This window comes from Chitinophaga flava (assembly GCF_003308995.1).
GTDB lineage: Bacteria > Bacteroidota > Bacteroidia > Chitinophagales > Chitinophagaceae > Chitinophaga > Chitinophaga flava.
Genome location: NZ_QFFJ01000001.1, coordinates 3,150,391 through 3,169,710, shown reverse-complemented (window position 1 = coordinate 3,169,710; position 19,320 = coordinate 3,150,391). Strand labels below are relative to the sequence as shown.

18 protein-coding genes are annotated in these 19,320 nt (G+C 46.8%); 10 read left to right on the top strand and 8 right to left on the bottom strand.

The features are described 5' to 3' along the window. Positions 1–75: 75 nt before the first annotated feature. The 6 genes from DF182_RS12650 to DF182_RS12625 form a co-directional block, all read right to left on the bottom strand. A complete protein-coding gene (locus DF182_RS12650) occupies positions 76–1,491 on the bottom strand; it encodes a nicotinate phosphoribosyltransferase (protein ID WP_113615967.1) in 1,416 nt (471 codons plus the stop codon). 18 nt (positions 1,492–1,509) lie between these two features. Beyond that, on the bottom strand, positions 1,510–2,415 hold the full coding sequence (locus DF182_RS12645) for an NUDIX domain-containing protein (RefSeq protein WP_113615966.1): 906 nt from the start codon (positions 2,413–2,415) through the stop codon (positions 1,510–1,512). A gap of 382 nt (positions 2,416–2,797) precedes the next feature. Then, positions 2,798–3,484: an NUDIX hydrolase gene (locus DF182_RS12640; protein ID WP_113615965.1), complete on the bottom strand. Its 687-nt coding sequence runs from the start codon at positions 3,482–3,484 to the stop codon at positions 2,798–2,800. Positions 3,485–3,496: 12 nt separating this feature from the next. Beyond that, positions 3,497–3,901 carry a hypothetical protein gene (locus DF182_RS12635; protein ID WP_113615964.1) on the bottom strand — a complete coding sequence of 135 codons (405 nt, stop codon included), beginning with the start codon at positions 3,899–3,901 and terminating at the stop codon, positions 3,497–3,499. 12 nt (positions 3,902–3,913) lie between these two features. Beyond that, positions 3,914–4,309 carry a nuclear transport factor 2 family protein gene (locus DF182_RS12630; protein WP_113615963.1) on the bottom strand — a complete coding sequence of 132 codons (396 nt, stop codon included), beginning with the start codon at positions 4,307–4,309 and terminating at the stop codon, positions 3,914–3,916. A 143-nt stretch (positions 4,310–4,452) separates the two neighbouring features. Next, entirely contained in the window at positions 4,453–5,781 is a 1,329-nt protein-coding gene (locus DF182_RS12625) for a M28 family peptidase (protein WP_113615962.1), read from the bottom strand. 199 nt (positions 5,782–5,980) lie between these two features. Here DF182_RS12625 and gcvT point away from each other — a divergent pair, with 199 nt between their 5' ends. From gcvT to DF182_RS12610, 3 genes are all read left to right on the top strand, one after another. After that, entirely contained in the window at positions 5,981–7,069 is a 1,089-nt protein-coding gene (gene gcvT, locus DF182_RS12620) for a glycine cleavage system aminomethyltransferase GcvT (RefSeq protein WP_113615961.1), read from the top strand. Positions 7,070–7,228: 159 nt separating this feature from the next. Continuing rightward, complete coding sequence (locus DF182_RS12615) at positions 7,229–7,702, top strand: SRPBCC family protein (protein WP_113615960.1); 474 nt, start codon at positions 7,229–7,231, stop codon at positions 7,700–7,702. Positions 7,703–7,719: 17 nt separating this feature from the next. Next, entirely contained in the window at positions 7,720–8,442 is a 723-nt protein-coding gene (locus DF182_RS12610; protein ID WP_113615959.1) for a 2-phosphosulfolactate phosphatase, read from the top strand. Between the two features lie 104 nt (positions 8,443–8,546). On the opposite strand, the gene DF182_RS12605 is transcribed toward DF182_RS12610, so the two are convergent. Continuing rightward, complete coding sequence (locus DF182_RS12605; protein WP_113615958.1) at positions 8,547–8,930, bottom strand: DoxX family protein; 384 nt, start codon at positions 8,928–8,930, stop codon at positions 8,547–8,549. Between the two features lie 87 nt (positions 8,931–9,017). Beyond that, positions 9,018–9,905, bottom strand: a complete 888-nt coding sequence (locus DF182_RS12600; RefSeq protein WP_161964130.1) for a helix-turn-helix domain-containing protein — start codon at positions 9,903–9,905, stop codon at positions 9,018–9,020. Positions 9,906–9,990: 85 nt separating this feature from the next. On the opposite strand from DF182_RS12600, the gene DF182_RS12595 reads away from it, so the two are divergent. The 7 genes from DF182_RS12595 (at position 9,991) to kdpA (ending at position 19,319) form a co-directional block, all read left to right on the top strand. Continuing rightward, on the top strand, positions 9,991–10,896 hold the full coding sequence (locus tag DF182_RS12595) for an MBL fold metallo-hydrolase (protein WP_245957427.1): 906 nt from the start codon (positions 9,991–9,993) through the stop codon (positions 10,894–10,896). Between the two features lie 315 nt (positions 10,897–11,211). Further along, a complete protein-coding gene (locus DF182_RS12590; RefSeq protein ID WP_113615956.1) occupies positions 11,212–14,949 on the top strand; it encodes a DEAD/DEAH box helicase in 3,738 nt (1,245 codons plus the stop codon). Between the two features lie 122 nt (positions 14,950–15,071). Further along, positions 15,072–16,259 (top strand): hypothetical protein, encoded by a 1,188-nt coding sequence (locus DF182_RS12585; RefSeq protein ID WP_113615955.1) that lies wholly within the window; start codon positions 15,072–15,074, stop codon positions 16,257–16,259. Positions 16,260–16,272: 13 nt separating this feature from the next. Continuing rightward, entirely contained in the window at positions 16,273–16,830 is a 558-nt protein-coding gene (locus tag DF182_RS12580; RefSeq protein WP_147243427.1) for a PorT family protein, read from the top strand. 198 nt (positions 16,831–17,028) lie between these two features. Continuing rightward, a complete protein-coding gene (locus DF182_RS12575; protein WP_113615953.1) occupies positions 17,029–17,370 on the top strand; it encodes a DUF7674 family protein in 342 nt (113 codons plus the stop codon). A 113-nt stretch (positions 17,371–17,483) separates the two neighbouring features. Continuing rightward, positions 17,484–17,561: a potassium-transporting ATPase subunit F gene (locus DF182_RS32855; protein ID WP_113616872.1), complete on the top strand. Its 78-nt coding sequence runs from the start codon at positions 17,484–17,486 to the stop codon at positions 17,559–17,561. A 45-nt stretch (positions 17,562–17,606) separates the two neighbouring features. Continuing rightward, positions 17,607–19,319, top strand: coding sequence for a potassium-transporting ATPase subunit KdpA (gene kdpA, locus DF182_RS12565; protein WP_113615952.1), 1,713 nt, complete (start codon positions 17,607–17,609; stop codon positions 19,317–19,319). Position 19,320: the final 1 nt, after the last annotated feature.

Genomic DNA, 19,320 nt, shown 5'->3' with positions numbered 1-19,320 from the left:
AAAAAAGCCCGGGGGCTGAGTCCCGGGCTTTTGAAAATGGGGGTACACTTTCTGATGGAAGAAATAAGAATGATATTATAAAGCGGCTGCTTTGCGGACTTCGTCGAAAGACCAGGTTTGGGTGAGGTGGCCGTTTTCGAAGACGGTTACCAGTACGTCGTCCAGTTCCGGTGCTTCCTCGGCTCCTACAGTTTTGAAAGAACCGTTGTCTTTTACGAGTTTAAGTTTGCCTGCTTTGGATTTTTTGAAGGAGGTCTGGAGGTTGCCGTTGGCATCCATTTCCACGGGTGTTTTCTGTACTTTGATGCCCTGGCCGTTTACTTCTGCGTAAGCACATTTAAGTGCAAATTCCTGGGTGTCGCGGTTAACGCGTTGGAGGAGTGCGCCACCCATGCCCAGTACCAGGTTTTCGGCGCTGATACCGGCCTGTTTCAGGGCTTCAAAGATGGGAGGGATAGAAGAATAGCTGATGCCGTCGCCCTGGATTACGCGGACTTGCGGAGGTAACACCTTATAACCTTTTTCGTTGATGGTGTAGCCGAATTTGTTCATCAGTATTTCAAAAACCTTGAGGAGTGTTTTTACAGGATCGCCGCTGTCGGGGCGGATGACGAGGGTACCTTGTCTGCTGAGGATTTGTTCTTTCAGTTCAGTGCCCCAGTATTCTTCGCAGGCGCGGAAGATATTGTAGGAGTCGGATACACAGGCGATAGTGCCGGTTGGGAAGGTATTGAGCACATGTTTGAAGATCTCCAGCTCACCGGCTTCGCCGAGCAATGTTACGATAGAGTGTTCTGTAGCGGGGATAGAGAGGCCAGGTGCGGTGGGCGCGTTGTAGTAACGTTTGGCGAGCATAGAACCGGCAATGGTATCGCTGCCGGAGAAGCTGACCAGGTGGGCGCTGCCGCCGATACCGGCACTTTCCACAGAGCTGGCGCCACGGAAGCCAAAGTCGTTGAGTACGAAATCCATGCCTGCATAGGCGGCCTCACTGACAGTAGCTTCGTAGTAATGTTTAACCACTTTCCTGATTTCGCGTGACAGTGTAGCTACGGTGCAGGGATACCATACCTGCATCAGCAGTGTTTCGAGGAAGTTGGTGAGCCAGAAACATTCGGGGTCTGTGTTTTCTATGGTCATCAGCACATTTCGTACAGGCACCACCGTTCCTTCGGGAGCTGCTTTGATGCGTACGGGGAGTTTACCGCCGTGTTTATTGATGATATATTCGAAGCGGCTGCGGTCGAAGACGTCATCGCGACCAAAAACTTCCTGCAGTGTAGTGGCGGCTTCGTCCAGTTTTTCTTTGGTGAAGACTACACCTTCCAGGTATTCTTTCAGGAAATATTGCAGACCGTAGAACACTGTTTCGTTGAATTTACCGCCGCGGCTTTCCAGGTAGGAATAGATGTGTTGGGTACCAGGGATGTATAATTTGTGGTGGGAGTATTTGTAAGCGTCGGCCAGGAGGATGAGATTTTCCTTTGTCATATCGGTAAGTTTTAAATCTTATTTAGTGTATTTGTCAACCAGTATCTGAAATAAAGGGATATGTGTGTCAGTGAGTTCCTGTTTTTCTATCAGGGATGGTATATCCTTTACCGTTATCCAGCGGAGGGCTGCGAGATCGTCGCCAGGAGCGGGTTCTCCGAAAAGCAGATCAGCACTGAACAGGGTGGTGATGATTTTGTTTGTTTCTGAACGGTAGCGCCAGTCGTCTATCCGTTGGGAGGCAACATATTCGAGGCTGCTTGTTTCCATGCTGCCACATTCTTCCCGTAACTCCCTGGCAGCGGCTATTTCGAAGCTTTCATCTGCAGGGTCGGAGAAACCACCCGGCAGTCGCCAGTTGTTTTCATTAGGCTTGCGACCTACCAGCAGCTCCTGTTTATTGTTCCTGAACAGGGCGATATCTACTGTCGCATATACAGATGGAAAAAGATTATAGGTGTTATAGATTATACCGGCGCGGAACTCCTCAGTGTCGAATACTTTATCAGATAAAGCTTCACGTAAAGCGGTGGCATTGTAATCTTTTACCGGCGGCAGTGCTTCCGTAGTGTAACGACCGGAATAGGTGCCCATGAAACTATCGCGGCTGCCATATAATACAAATGTTTCGTGGGGGAAGTTGGTTGACAACAGTTCATCCAGCTTTCTGGACCATACTGTGTCACTTTTCTGATCGCTGAGGGGCAGGATAATAATTTCGGGGAACTGTTGTTTGATCATGCGTTCCCGGGTGTAGTAGTCCAGCGGGTTTTTCCGGCTGCCTTTTACAGGGCTTACACCGAGGATGATTAAAACACGGTTGTGTTTTTGTTTCACCTGCCTGATCAGTTCGAGGTGACCTTCATGTAGTGAAGGTGTCTGGAACCTGGCTATAATAACTCCTGTGGGCTTTGTCGTTTGCATATCCGAGCTATTTTGTGTAATTGTTACACAAATGTATAAATGGTTTTGATATCAACAAAATATTTTTTGTAAAAAATACACAAAATGGTCCCAGGGCTTAAGCCCTGGGCTATAGTTGTCTGGTGTATAGACGGTGGTTTTTATTTAAAAGATATATATAAAAGAAGATTATTTACAAGAAAGGAAGAGAAAAACGTTTGGTAGATGTTTTGGTTTACACGGACAAGGTATAGTTTAATAATGCCAGGGAGCACTTGTACATCACAAATTTCCGCAATAACAGATATGCTCCTTCTCCACTCATGAAAAAGAAACAACCTTAAAATAAAAATACCTCCCTATTTACACCAAACAAATATAGCCCAGGGCTTCAGCCCTGGGATCAAATTTCAAAGGCAATGCCCTCTTTTTTTAATTTGAAATATTGTTCTTCGTTGAAGCTGAAGAGTTTGGCGGGGCGGCCCTGAGACACTTGTTTTTGTTTTTCGTTGTGGGATATCAGGATGCCGAGGTGGTTTATTTTTTTCTGGAAGTTGCGACGATCGATGGGTCTGTCGAGGAGTGTTTCGTATAATTTTTCGAGGTCTGCGATGGGGAATTTTTTATCCAGCAGTTCGAATCCGATGGGTTCGTAGCGGATTTTATTGCGCAGGCGTGATACGGCCACATCGATGATGGTGGCGTGATCGAAGGCTAAAGAAGGGAGGTCTTTGATATTGAACCAGGAGGCGTCTTCTGCGTCGGAGCTGGCGGCCAGTTTAAAATTGGTGGGATTCACCAGTCCAAAATAGGCTACAGACACTACCCTGCCTCTGGGATCGCGGCCGGGAAGGCCGAAGGAGTATAGTTGTTCGAGATAGTTGATATTTACCCCGGCTTCTGTGAGCAGTTCGCGGGTAACGGCCGTTTCCAGGGATTCGTCGTCGAGCACAAACCCGCCGGGCAGGGCCCAGCTATGTAGATAGGGCTCTATGGTGCGTTTGATTAACAGCACTACAATTCCTTCTTTGGGAATATATCCGAATACGACCGCATCTACGGTCAGCCTGATGTTCTGTTTTACTGGCAAACTGCTGAGGGATTATTTGGCTTTAATATATTGTTCAATCTGGCCGGTGCCCTTGTGTAAATTTACGAATAAAGGGTTTTTCACCGGATCGAATACGATGATAGTATTCATAGACCAGGGATCTTGTGGTGCCGGCATTTCTATCATCACTTCGAGGCCGTTGGTGCGGTGGAACAGCAGGCTGTCTTTTCCGGCAATATGAGCTTTAAAGCCATGTTGGTCGAGGTAGTCAGTGATTTCCTTGCGCAGTTGCAGCACAGAGTCCATCAGCGGGCTGGCAGCGGGTTTGAATTCCCGGTATACATAACTTTTTTCGGTGATCACGTCATAGGCGTCTTTATTCACCTGGTGCTCACGGGTAGGGTTACACGCAAAAAGCAGGCTGGTAACCGCGAAGATGGAAAGTAATTTTTTCATGATGTGCTGGCTTTAATGTTCATAACAATCGTAGTTGCGCTGCCGGTAAATTTTTCCTTCGCGGAACTCGATAACGGTACAGATAAAGGCGTTCATAATCTGGCCTCTTCTGAATTTCCCTGCATCCACGCCTATTTCCCCGGTCCATTTGGCTTCCACCACAAGGGTATTACCATTTTGAAAGGCTTTGAGCACGCTATAATGCTGCGATTTCAGGATCTGTTTGTTGGTGGCCATACTGTCAAGCATCAACTCGAAATTCCTTTGTTTTACATCTACTGACAGCTGGTTCGGGTATTCTGTCTGTATAACGTTGGGATGAAAAATCTTGGCAAATTCAACCGGATCCGCTGAAAAATTTTCCAGCAGCTGGAAATACCGGTATACGAGGGCCAGCTTTTCGTCCATTTACAGGGATGGGTTGATGAATTACGAATAACAATTACAGCTTACCAACAGATACATATGCTATCCTGTTTGTAATGCAATCTGCGAATTTATAAAATTCGTGTAAATGTAACTCATTCGTTTCCCGGAAAATGCGGGCGGAGTTATTTTCTGGCGGGAGTGTTGTCAAAAGCCAGTTTTTCCATGTTATCCGTTTTAGTGATGATGTCGTATACCAGTTTGATAACGGTCAGGGTGCCATCATAATTGATTTTATCTGCATTATCGTCTGCAGCAGGGATACTTTTGTTGGTATTGGTGCAGAAGTACAGTACCGGAATATTTTTTTTGTAGAAAGAAGCATGGTCAGATGTGGAGGTGCTGCTGGCGTCGTATACCAGTTTGGGCTGTTTGGCGGCTACGCTGCCGATAATGCCGGACCATCCTGGGGAAGAGCCTACGCCGCCGATCTGCAGGCCGCGGGAAGTGTCGAGGTCGCCGATAATGTCCATATTTATCATGTAGTTGACCTGTGACAGGTCTATCCCTTCGCTGTGAGTGGTGAAATAACCGGAGCCAGCGAGGCCCTGCTCCTTACCAGAGAAGGCTATAATGACGAAATTATGGTTTTTAAGTTTGGCGGATTTGAGCATGCGGGCCAGTTCCAGCAGTGCGGCGGTACCGCTGGCGTTGTCATCGGCACCGTGGTAGATAGTGTGTCCCTCTCCTACCCCCAGATGGTCGTAGTGAGCGCCGATGATCACGGTTTTGGAGGCGTTATTGTCGATATAGCCGATTACGTTGGTACCGGTTATTTTCACTGGTATAAAGGCTATCCGGAGGTCTATCAGGAAAGCATCTGCCTCATCAGCACTGAGTTTTTTGCTGATATCATTGCTGACCCATATAGCGGGTATGCTCGTTACGGGCATGGACTTCTCCTGCCAGCCAAGTACTTCTGCGGGGGATTCTTTCCCGTTGAAGAAGATGACAGCCGTAGCGCCTGACTTGGCAGCTATCTGTGTTTGCTGGAGATATTGTTCCAGTTTGCTTTTATGGTTATCCGGTTCCAGCTCGCTGATATTTATGAGCCATATATTGTCCGGTTCATTGACGTTGGGAAGAACTTCGCCCTTGGCGGTTTTGCCGGCACTGAAGGGTAGCGGGATGAACTGCTGACCAGTGGTAAGTTTTTCATGGTTCAGTGTCATGGCGCAGTTATCTGCAGGTTCCCTGCCTTCGCGGATGGTGAACGTCTGGAGGAAGCCGTTGTCTCCTTTGGGGGAGATGGCCATTTGTTCCAGCTGTGTAGAGATATAGGCGGCCGCCAGCTGTTCGCCTGGTGCACCCGACTTGCGGCCTTCCAGCTTGTCACTGCAGAGATAAGTGACATGCTGTTGTAGATTAGACAAGGTTTTTCGGTCATTCTTTTTCTGTGCCTCTACGAACAAGGTAATAGATACCAGTGGTAACAGCCAGGTGATCTTTTTCACGCAATCTTTTTTTGGGTGTGCTGCAAAATTACGAATTACCCCCTGCTAATAGTACAGGGAGGGACGTTCTTTTTTAAGCCCCTATTGCATTTCAAGTATGTTTAATATGATGCTTGGTCTGAAAACCGTCATACGGCGGAAGTGGGTTGTTATTAGTAAAAGGCAAATCCCTATTTTTGCCCCGTTTTAAAAACGAAGTATGAAAAACACACCTTTTACAGAAAAACATATCGCACTGGGCGCCAAGATGGCCCCTTTTGCTGGTTACAACATGCCGATTTCCTATACAGGTATTAATGACGAGCACCAGGCGGTGCGTACAAATGCCGGAGTGTTTGATGTAAGCCACATGGGTGAGTTTATATTGAAAGGCGAGCATGCACTGGACCTGATCCAGCGTGTAACCACCAACGACGCGTCCAAACTGACTGCCGGTAAAGCCCAGTATAGCGCTCTGCCTAATAATGAAGGTGGTCTGGTAGATGATCTGCTGGTTTATTGCATTGAAGAAAACAACGTTTATATGCTGGTAGTGAATGCCAGCAATATTGAAAAAGACTGGAACTGGATAAGCCAGTTCAATACCAAAGGGGTGGAAATGCACAATATTTCCGATAAAACCTGTCTGCTGGCCATCCAGGGCCCTAATGCCACCAGTATACTGCAACCCCTGACTGAAGTGGATATTGTAAATCTGAAATACTACACTTTCGCAAAAGGTGTTTTTGCTGGTGTACCTAATGTAGTGATCAGCGCTACTGGTTACACCGGTTCCGGTGGTATCGAGATCTATTTTGAAGATACTGATGGTGCAGCAGATAAAATCTGGGACGCTATCTTCGCTGCCGGTGGTCCTAAAGGCCTGAAGCCAATCGGCCTGGGTGCCCGCGATACACTCCGCCTGGAAATGGGCTTCTGCCTGTATGGTAATGATATCGACGACCGTACTTCTCCGATGGAAGCTGGTCTGGGATGGATCACCAAATTCACCAAAGACTTCCCTTCCCGTTCTGTTTTCGAAAAACAAAAGACAGAAGGTGTTTCCCAGAAACTGGTAGGATTTGAAATGATTGACAAAGGGATTGCGCGTCATGACTACGAAATCAAAGATGCAGAGGGTAATGTGATCGGCCGTGTAACTTCCGGTACACAGTCTCCTTCCCTGCAGAAAGCTATCGGTCTGGGCTATGTGAAAACAAGCCACGCTGCACTGGACTCCGAAATATTTATCGCTGTAAGGGACAAGGCCCTGAAGGCAAAAGTCGTGAAAGTGCCATTCCTCAGCTAGGAATAGCGGGTGAAAGTTATTAATTTCGTCACGTATGTTTCACACAAAGGCGTAAAGCAGCAATGACGCAGAGACAGCAGTATCTTTATTCAGTCTTTGCTCTCTTGCTGCTTTGCGGCTTTGGGTAGTCAACGGAATTATTTATTTATTGCCATATCTATGCCTACTATTCATTTAACTACCGTTATCTATGCTCCCCAGGAAAGAGTCTATGACCTCAGCCGGAGTATCACCCTGCATAAGCGGAGCATGACGCACCGGCAGGAAGACGCCATCAAAGGTCGCACCAACGGACTGATTAAGTATAACGAAACAGTTACCTGGCGCGCAAAGCATCTGGGCAAAGTGCGGGAACTGACCACTAAAATAGTTGCCATGAAGGAATGGGAACATTTCACCGATGAAATGACAGAAGGTGATTTTACCCATATGAAACATGAGCATCATTTCAAACAGATCGGCAATGGTACGGTAATGATTGATATCATGGATTTTGGCACCCCCTATGGCTGGCTTGGCCGCATGGTGGAACGCTTTTATCTGGTGGGATACATGACCAGATTGCTACAGCACCGTAATGAAACCATTAAGGACTACGCAGAGAGTGAAAAGTGGAGAGTAGTCCTTGATTAATGCATAAATGCAATTGAATGACAGAAAGCAACAAACCCAGCCTGGAAGTATGTCTATCCCCGGCTTTATTACATTTATTTGATGTGAAAAACAGCATCGTGGTCATCATCGATGTACTGCGTGCTACCTCAACCATCTGCACCGCCCTGTACAATGGCGCTGCCAAAGTAATACCAGTAGCTACCGTAGAAGAATGTGTGAATATCGGCCGCGCAATCGATGGCATCACTGCCGGCGAACGCGATGGTAAAGTGGCGGAAGGACTGGTACATGGTAACTCCCCTTTTGAATATCCCCGGGAGTTTATCGAAAACAAAACACTGGTGCTCACTACTACTAACGGCACCAAGTTACTGCATATGGCCAAAGATGCCATTCAGATTATTACCGGCTCTTTTCCCAATATCAGCGCAGTATGCGACTACCTGATCGCGCAAAATCAAAACGTGATACTGGGCTGCGCTGCCTGGAAAGACCGGGTAAACATGGAAGATACGCTCTTCGCCGGTGCAGTGGTAAACCGCATCCGGGAACATTTTGATGTCAACTGTGATTCTGCGATTGCCGCTGAAACACTGTATGAATCTGCTAAAACAGACATCCATCAATTTATGAAACAGGCCTCTCACTACAAGCGTCTTGCTAAATATGGCCTGGAAAAAGATATTACCTATTGCCTTACGCCTGATGGCGCCAATATTCTCCCGATATTTAAAGACGGAGCACTGGTAGGTGTTTAAGGATTAAATGATTTAGGGACTTAGGAATTTGATCCGCTGCAATTCTTCGCTGCATTTCAAATTCCTAAGTCCCTAAATCCCTAAATCATTTAATCTCTAAATTTTTATGCCGTTTGTACCCGTCTTCCCCCTCCAATAATAAACGAGATAAATACAATCACCATTGCCAGCGGATAGGACACTTCCGCAAAAGATGCTCCTGAAGTTATCTTGAATAAGGTGGCGACGATCATTGTACCCAGCAGTGCAACAGCTGCAGGTCTGATGAAGAAGCCGGTAATCAATGCGATACCTCCCACCAGTTCGGAAAGAGTGGCCAGCAGACCCCAGAAAGCAGGCCATTTGCTGATGCCGATGGTTTTCAGTGTGCCGCCCAGGAATTCCCAGGTGGCGGTACCGCCCTGTAATTTCTGAATACCAAAAATCACGAACAATATGCCGAGGCCTATACGTAATACCAGAAATGCGATTTGTTTGTTGTCTTTCATAAGAAGTGTGTGTTTAAGAATGAAGACACAAAACTACAATCCCGGCAAAAGGGAAAACATGGATAAAAATGTGTTTGTGTTGCACTTTTATGCCTGAGGGGTGTTGTCCCGGAATTGCTGTGGAGAGATGCCTGTATTTTTTTTGAAGAAACGGGTGAAGTAGGCCGGATCATCGAATCCGATGCGGTAACCGGCTTCTTTAATGGTAAGTTCGTTGAGGAAGAGCAGCCGTTTGGCTTCCAGGAGGATACGTTCCCGGATGAGGGAGCCGGCGGTTTTGCCGGTGAACCGTTGGGTGATGCTATTCAGCTGCCGCGGCGTAATATGCATTCGGGAAGCATAGTCCTGCACTTCATGCAGTTCATGGAAATGCCGGTGCAATAAGAGTTTGAACTGGAGTAGCTGTGTTTGCGGGGCGCCGGGCAACAGGTGAGCTTCTCCCAGTTGACGTCGCCGGATACGCATGACTTCCATCAAAATTACACGGATATAGGAAAAGAGGATTTGTGTTGCATCATCCCCGCCTCTGTTGAATTCGTCCTGCGCAATGCCCAGCAGGTTGTCCAGGCGTGCCAGCTCCGTTTCCTCCAGCGGTATTACCGGGCAGGCCTGCATATTGTCGAAGAGGAAATGGCCCAGCAGCTGGCTGTCGGGATCATTGCCACTGCTGAAGAATGCCGGATCAAACCGGAGCGTATATCCGTTGGAACCTTCGCGGTTCAATTGATGCACCTGCTCTGGTGACAACAGGAACACCACCGCTCCTTCAAACGGATAAGCCACAAAGTCCACATAATGTACACCCTTGCTGCGATGCAGCAGCAATATCTCATAATAGGCATGCCGGTGAGGGTATTGCCTGGGCATGATCTTCCCTTCATCATTAAAACCTGCAATCAACACATTGTTGGAAAACGGTGGCACCGGAACGGTTACACCATCGTTGATCCGGTGCTGTGGAATAGGTGGTTGCATGTTCAAATGTACAAGTATTTGTTGAAGATGTCCCTTGAGCGAGGGGCTTCGACGGGATACTTTTGACATTCAAAAATGATGATTTATGCAAAAGCAAAACACGCGACGCGACTGGATCAAACAAAGCGGGCTGGCGATAGCCGGGCTGCCGCTTTTATCAAAAATGCCCTACCTTTCAAATGATAAAAACAATGTTATGAAACACTATATCTGTGTTACCTGTGGTGTGCAGTACGATGCTGCGGAGACTGCGCCGGCACACTGTCCTATCTGTGAAGATGAGCGCCAGTATGTGAATCCTGCCGGACAGAGCTGGACCACTCTTGAACAGATACAAAAAGGTCATAAGAATGTGATTGAACTGGTAGCGCCGGGTATATATGCCATTTACTCCACGCCCGGCTTCGCGATATCACAGCGGGCGCATCTGGTAGTAACACCTCATGGGAATATTTTGTGGGACTGTATTACTAACCTGGACGACTCTACGATAGATATCATCCATCGCCTGGGTGGAATCAGGGCTATTGCCATTTCGCATCCCCATTATTTTTCGACTATTGTGGAATGGAGCCATGCTTTTGACAATGCGCCGGTATATGTACATCAGCTGGATGCTTCCTGGCTGGGAAGGCATGATCCGGTGATCCGTTTATGGGAGGGCAAAACGTTGGAGCTATGGGACGGTATGAAGCTGGTGCTTTGTGGCGGGCACTTCCCCGGTGCTAATGTGTTGTACAGCCCTGCGGGTAAAGGAGCCCTGCTGGTGGGTGATGTGATTCAGGTGTCTACCGACCGGAAAACAACTTCTTTTATGTATAGCTATCCTAATAATATCCCGCTGTCTGCTGCGGAGGTGAAGATTATTCAGGAGGCAGTATCTCCGCTGTCTTATGACGCTATGTACGGAGCTTTCGGCAAGTATATCCTGACAGGGGCCCGGGAGGCGATGGATTTTTCTGTGAAACGGTATATCCGGCATATTAGCTAAAAAACGACCTTTATATATGTTTTTTATTTCATGTGAACGTAATTTATTGATAAACAGAGGTAAAATAGTATCAGTAAATATACATTATTAAAAAAATATATAAAATAAATTTTCAGTCCGCCACTGACCCCGCCAGGGGCGGGCAACGGGGAATATGCCACCACAGCGGAATTGTGATTTAACTCTCATTTTGGGTGCTGTTTATTAGAGATTTCTGCTTAGTTTTGTGGATTGCCTTTTTATCAGCGGTTAAAGATTTTTGATATATTTATTTACCCCGTAGACTGATAATAAAAGCAGGCAACAACGTATAGTATGTCGCTACCCCATTTGCTAAAATATGTTTACAATAACGGCACTGATGAAGTGATCCGCAGGGGGAAGCGTATTTTTTCTACCGGGGGCGTAGAGCTCATCGAAGCCGATCCGGTGCTTAAATCAGCTACTTTCCGCGTAAAGAGTGACACTCATGCCAATTACTACCGCGTCAACATCAATAAATATGGTGAGAGCAGCGGTATGTCTGTCCGTTGCCAATGTCCGTACAACCTGGGCGATATCTGCCGTCATGAGGCGGCAGCCCTGTTCCAGCTTCAGGAGATGCTGGACAAAAATCACTTTGAGAGCTTTGAAACCCAGTTTGATCAGCAACACACGCTGATCAAAATGAAATCCATTGATATCAAAACGATCAAGCTACTGGTATCTGCCTCCATCATGGCAGAAGCAGAAACGATCGCCAAACAGCATCCGGCTAAGATATCATCTGCCAAAGATGAAAAGATAGAAGCCATGCTGGTGCTGGATAAAAAGCAATATCCGCTGATCATACAGCGTAATGAGGAACGTTTTTTTGATACTCATTGCACCTGTGATGAAACAGCCCACGCCCTCTGTGTGCATAAAACAGCCCTTTTCCTGCAGCTGCTGCAGAAACACGGGCCTTTTTACTTTGATACGCTGCGTAACTGGGACAAAGAGAAAAATAAACTCCTCTCCCTATATGGCTACTCGCTGAGTGACGACCTCGACGGAAAGTTTGCCTTTTCCTATATGGATGGTAAGCCCTTCCTGCGGGTGCTGGACCCCAGCATCAAAAGAGTAGACGGAAACTCCGCCGGCCGCCAGCCAGCCACCGCTCCGCCGCCACCGGAAGAAACCCTGACGGTAACACAGCGCCTGGCTGCCATATTCAACGCCAACGAGGACTTATACCCTTATTTTAAAATAGATATTGTCAGCGGTGAAGTGAATGAAGACCAGACAGCCTTCGTTTCCCTGGCCAGTAAACTGGACCTCACCAAATATGTTGACTTCTATCAATACAAAGAAAAAGACAGGGAGCTCATAGCCCCTATCCGTAAGTTACAGGGTGCGGAAGTCAGTAAGTTTCTCAGTAAAAACTCCCCATTTGCGGGCATCTGGGAAAATATCACGCATGAAAATGCCGAAGAGCTGCCTACCGAAACCAAAGAGCTGATGCTGGAATACCTGCATCCCAAACTGGCTAAGCTGTTTCCGCAGCTGGCAGAACAGGGCCTGGTATTTTACCTGCCTCAGCGGCAACAGTTCAAAACCAAAAACCTGCAACCGGTCCAGATAGGCGCCGAAAGACTGAAGCTGGTCATCAAAACCAGCAGCGGCAGCAGCCATGTGGAAGTGAACTGTTTTGTAACAATAGAAGGTGAACTGGTCAATGTAGCAGACAACAAGTGGGCAAGCCCGCTGCTGTTCCTCCACCAGAACATGCTGTACCTGTTTGAAACACCGCAGGACGCCCTGCACGTAGCCCTCTTCCAGCAAAACGGTAAACTGAAAATCCCTAACAAGGAATGGCCGGTATATCTCAAGGACTATCTGCTGCCATTAAGCCGGCAGTATGATATCCGCTTCGATAAAGAGCTGCTGGCAGAAATTACCGACCTGGCACCGGAATGCCGTGTATACCTCAAAGAACTGGGCGAAACATTCATCATTCAACCCGGCTTCGCTTACCGTGGCCAGGAGGTAGAATGGAATGATGAAAGCAAGATCACCGTACAGGAAGGGAATAAAGTACTCGTCATCCGCCGTAACAAGGAAGCGGAAGAAGAGTTTGTCGGCAAACTGCGCGCACTGCATACCAACTTCGCACAGCACGACAACAACAACTATTTTTATCTGCGTGCTAAAGAAGCCCTGAAGAACAACTGGTTCTTCCTCTTCTTCGATGCACTGAAAGAAATGAATGTGCGCGTTTTCGGTTTTGATAACCTGCGCAACTTCAAATTCAGTTCGCATAAACCGGTCACCAACCTGCAAATCAGCTCCGGCATCGACTGGTTCGATGCGCAGATTGAGGTATTGTATGGCGACCAGAAAGTAAGCATCAAAGACATCAAAAATGCGCTGGCCAACAAACAGAACTATGTTCAGCTGGCAGACGGCTCTCTGGGCCTGCTGCCGGAAGAATGGCTGCGCAAATATTCACTGTTGTTTAAGGTAGGTGAAGAAAAAGACAAAGGCCTTAAACTCAGCAAATACAACTTCAGCGTAATCGATGAACTGTATGAGTTTATCGATGATGAAGCCGTTGTAATAGAACTGGAGCAGAAGCGTAAAAAACTGCTGCAGTTTGATGAGATCCGTAATATCTCGCTGCCAGATAACCTGAAAGCTACGCTGCGCCCTTATCAGGAAAGCGGCTTCCAGTGGCTCAACTATCTCGATGAAATCAAGTGGGGCGGTATCCTGGCAGATGACATGGGTCTTGGTAAAACCATCCAGGCACTCACCTTCATCCAGTATTATAAAAACAAAAATGAAGGGAAGTGTATGACGCTGGTAGTTTGTCCTACCACGCTGATCTATAACTGGGAGAATGAGATCCGCAAGTTCACTCCCGAAATCCAGCATCATATCCATCATGGACCTACGCGTATCAAAGATGCTGCGGAACTGGCCAAGTTTGATGTGATCATCACCACCTATGGTACGCTGCGTAGTGACATACAAACGCTGATGAAGCTGGAGTTTGATTATGTGGTCCTGGATGAATCACAGGCCATTAAAAATCCGCAGTCCAAGGTTACCAAAGCAGCCCAGCTGTTGCATACCAAAAACAGGCTGGCACTGAGTGGTACCCCCATGCAGAACAATACCTTCGATATTTATGCACAGATGAACTTCCTGAACCCGGGCATGCTGGGCAGCGTAGACTTTTTCCGGAATGAATTTGCTACGCCGATAGACAAGTTCCAGGATGAAGAAAGAAAAGAACATCTGCGTAAACTGATATATCCCTTTATTCTCCGCCGTACCAAAGAACAGGTGGCGAAAGACCTGCCGGAGAAAATTGAAACAGTGATCTTCTGTGAAATGGACCCTGAGCAGCGCCATATTTATGATGCCTATCGTAATACCTATCGCTCCAAGATATTGGGTGTTATTGAAGATCAGGGTATGGAACGTTCACAGCTGACCATCCTGCAAGGTTTGATGAAGCTGCGCCAGATCTGCGACTCGCCGGCTATCCTCAATGATACGGAACAGTATCCCAACCACTCTGTGAAGCTGCATGAGCTGACCCGTGAAATAGCCGAGAATATCGGTAATCACAAGGTGCTGGTGTTTTCTCAGTTCCTGGGCATGCTTGGACTTATCCGGGAAAGGTTGCAGCATATGAAGATACCTTACGAGTACTTCGATGGTAGCACCTCTACGGTAGATCGTGAAAAGGCGATCCAAAATTTCCAGCATAATGATGAATGCCGCGTATTCCTCATCTCCCTGAAAGCAGGTGGTGTGGGTCTTAACCTTACCGCAGCAGACTATGTATACATTGTGGATCCATGGTGGAACCCGGCTGTGGAACAACAGGCTATCGACCGTACTCACCGTATCGGCCAAACGAAAAACATCTTCGCTTACCGTATGATCTGTAAGGATACCGTAGAAGAAAAAATATTACAACTACAGGAACGTAAAAAATCACTTGTTAAAGAAATCATCTCCGACGATAGTGGCTTTGTGAAAAAGCTCACCAAAGAAGATGTATTGTATCTGTTCAGCTAAGGTTATCTTGTTACCTATCAGGTCGAACTTTTCATGTAAGTTTTTTATATTCAATAAATTAACTTATTTAAAAATCGATTATATCTTGTGGGCTTATTTTTAACCCGCAATTATCTCGACCTATGATGCTGAACAAATTCAGTAAAGTACTGGTAGGTACCGGACTGGTATTAGCCATGGCGGGTTGCAGCTCCAAAAACAATGATGGCAGCAACCCCGACAAACCTACAACTGTAGAAGAAGACAAAACGATGATCAAAGCTACCAGCAAGAACCTGGTAGACTGCGTGAAAAACATCAAAGACGGCCAGTTTGTACGCTCCTTGTTTAAGACTGCTGGTCTTAACAAAGGCAACATCACCAATGAAGCCTGGCTGGATGACCTGACTGATGCACTCGATGTAGCTTTCAATCACTTTGAACTGGACCCCAACAACAGTCGCTTTAATTACGCGAACTACGTGGGCAACTACACCTGGAACCCGGGCACTAAAAAGTTTGTGGTGACCAAGGCAGACAACATCACAGTGTCTTTCCCTTCAGATCCTACGACGGCCGTAAACGACTATGTATTCGCGATCACAGAATACAAGGACGCTAAATTCCAGGCGAACGCTTTAGACATTTATCTGCCTACCAGCATTAAAGGCAGCCTGAAAAAAGGAACGGAAGAACTGATGACCATCAACTACTCCGGCGAATTTGGTACCGGTAACTTCCCCATCCCTTCAAAAGTGGTGCTGAATCTGACACTGAAGCCACACAACTTCCTCGTGAAAGTGGAAAAACTGAGCAATACACAGTTCAATGTAACAACTGAACTGCAATCTGCTTCTGATTGTGTAACTGCACTCAATGCAAAAGTGACTTTCAAGGATGATGATTATAACAACCTGAAAATTGAAGAGGACCTGGTATCTGTGATCGGTTCCGTTAAAAAAGGTGACCTGACCCTGAAAGGTAGCCTGGACGCTAAAGCTTATTTCCAGTTGCCTTCCAACGCCAAAGCTGATCAGTACAACACTGTATTCAACGTGAGCGCTTACTCCAAAGAACAGGAAGTGGCACAGCTGAAACTGAAAGATGCAAACGGCTCCCAGGACCTGATCGTTTTCTACAAAGACAAATCTTCCGAAGCAGCTTCTGTTTATACCGATTCATTCATCAAGGACCTGAAAGCAATGCTGCAACCAGACTTTGGTGCAGATGTTGAAAACTGGTTTGAACGTACAGCCCAATCCAACGGTGCTTTCTCCAAAAAGATCGTGAACTTAAAAAACAAACTGAGTGGCTGGATTAACCGGAAATAAACGTACTTATTTTATGACAGCGATACTGACTTTGTTCAGTATCGCTGTTTTTGCACAGGACAGTACGGTGGCGAAATACCGTTATCAGCACGAGATTGCCATAGACGTGGCCAATATCCTTACTTTCCTGAAAAAAAATGCTAATTCCTACACTGCTAACTATCGCTGGCATTATCATCCTAAAAGAGCCTTGCGGGCCTCGCTCAATCTGGAGGTATCCGATAACCCTGTGATGGGATGGGCTCCCGAACTAAGAGTAGGACATCAATGGGGAGGTACCATCGATAACTGGACGTTATATGGTGGCTCCGATGTATCGCTGGCATACTTCCATGCCAATTCGCTCAAATCCCATATATGGCGCTATGGTGTAAGCCCGGTGGTAGGGGTTCGTTACTTCTTTAACAAACATGTTTCCCTGTCTACCGAGATCTCGTTAAATTGTATGTTTCACAAGGTCACGGAGGAAGGATCATTTGATCCTGATGCCGGCAAATCATTTTATGAAATCCGGTTTGGTTCCGTGGGTGCGTTTATGATCAGTTACCATTTTGGACGTAAGAAGGTATAACGCTCTCCCCTATACCTTTCCATTTCTGCACATACCCTTCAGATTCTGCATGGTTTCCGGGAATCTTCTTTCTCCCCTTTAATGTTGAATTTTTATTTATGATATTGAGAAACAGATAGTTATGTCTGTTTCTCTTTTCTTTTTTTAATACTGGCACCCGGCTGGTATATCTGGTAATTGTATCAAACAATTGATCACATGTTACCAGATTCGAAAATCTCACAATTGATCGGTTTACAGATCCCTGGTCTGTCGTTTCCTATGCAACAGCTGACGACCAAGGAAAGAGTGAGTAAAGTAATTCACACTTTTGCCGACTATACCGGCAACATGATCCGTCATGAACAATTGCAGGAAGTGAAACGTTGTTTTACCATTGCAGGGGTATTATATCGCAATGGCAGCAATTCCTTGCGTAATGCTATTGAAAGTGTGTTTATGTATGCGTTATCTCCTTTGTTATGTACGCAGCACCGGGACATGTTACCATCTTCTCTCAGAACTGTCAGGATTCAACATTTACAAACAATAGCACTTTAAAAACAACTTTTATGATGATGACTATTTTACTGGTATTGGCGGGACTGGCCTGCTTTGCCCTGTTCTTTGGTTCTGTAGACTATTTTGAAAAAATCTGATTAAACACACCTGTTATGACCGCATTATTTGTGCTTTCAATATTGGTTTTCGCATACATGGTGTATGTGCTGCTGAAACCGGAGAAATTCTGAGGCGGCCGCCACCTGAGCCGCTGCAAAGCTTTTAACTAACTAGAGATGACTACTGAAATTTTAGGCGTTATTGCCACCTATGGACTAACATTACTACTGGCCTGGCCACTGGCGAGGTATATCGTAAAGGTATTCAGGGGAGATAAAACCTGGTCCGACTTTATGGCGCCGCTGGAGCGTCTGTTCTTCAAAATTTCCGGCATCAATCCCAAAGAGGAAATGACCTGGAAAGAGCACCTCAAAGCACTCCTGACCATCAACATGGTGTGGTTTGTTTATGCCTTTTTTGTACTGATGTTCCAGGATAAGCTGCCGCTGAATCCGGATGGTAACCCCGGACAATCGGCCGACCTGGCATTTAACACTGCTATTAGCTTCGTTGTAAACTGTAACCTGCAACACTATTCAGGTGAAACAGGTGTTACTTACTTCACACAGCTGTTTGTGCTGGCCTTCCTGCAGTTCGTAAGTGCTGCCACCGGTATCGCCGCACTGATCGTGGTTTTCAAAGCCATGAAAGAAAAAACCACTACCAAGCTGGGTAACTTCTGGGATATCTTCCTCAAAACAATCACCCGCATCCTTTTACCTATATCTGTCGTTATTGCACTGATACTTGTTTTTAACGGTACTCCTGCCAGCTTCGATGGTAAAGATACCGTAGTAACCATGCAGGGTGATACTGTGAACGTATCCCGCGGACCAGCTGCCGGATTTATTGCCATCAAACACGTTGGAACCAACGGTGGTGGCTGGTTTGGTGCCAACTCCGCTCACCCGCTGGAAAACCCCAGCTACGTAACCTGGATGACTGAAATGTTTGCACAGGTTGTCATACCTATCGCCATGGTGTTTGCACTGGGCATGTTCATCAACCGCCGCAAGTTTGCCTATGTGATTTTCGGGGTGATGACCATCGGGATGATATGCCTGCTGGTACCGACCATGCAATCGGAAATAAACGGAAACCCTGCTATTGCGCATATGGGCATACAACAGGCCACCGGCGCCATGGAAGGTAAAGAGGTCCGTTTTGGACCCGCTGCCACCGGCTACTGGAGCACTGTTACCACCATCATCTCTACCGGCTCCGTATGTGGCTGGCACGACAGCACTATGCCAATGACCGGTATGATGCAATTACTGGGTATGATGCTGAACTGCTTCTATGGCGGTTGTGGCGTAGGTATCCTCAACTATTACATCTTTATCATCATCGCCGTCTTTATCTCCGGGCTGATGGTAGGTCGTACACCTGAGCTGATGGGCCACAAGCTGGAAGCCCGCGAAGTGAAGATCGCAGCAATTATTACGCTGTTGTCTCCTTTCCTGATCCTGGCTGGTACGGCGCTCTCCTCCTGGGTGCTGGCACATCATCCGGATGCTAATTGGGCGATGAAACCATCTGCATGGCTCAACAATCCCAACTATCACGGATTCTCAGAGATGCTGTATGAATACACTTCAGCCAATGCCAACAACGGTTCCGGCTTTGAAGGACTGGGCGACGGTAATGTGTTCTGGAACGTAACCACCGGCTTTGTGCTGATACTGGGACGATTCCTGCCCATTATCGGACCGGTGGCTATCGCTGGTCTGATGGCTTCTAAAAAATACATTCCTGCTTCTGCCGGTACACTGAGAACAGACTCGATCACCTTTGGCGCAATGACTTTCGCGGTGATCATCATCCTGACTGCGCTGTCTTATTTCCCGGCACTGGCATTAGGCCCGATAGCAGAGTACTTCTCCTTGTAAG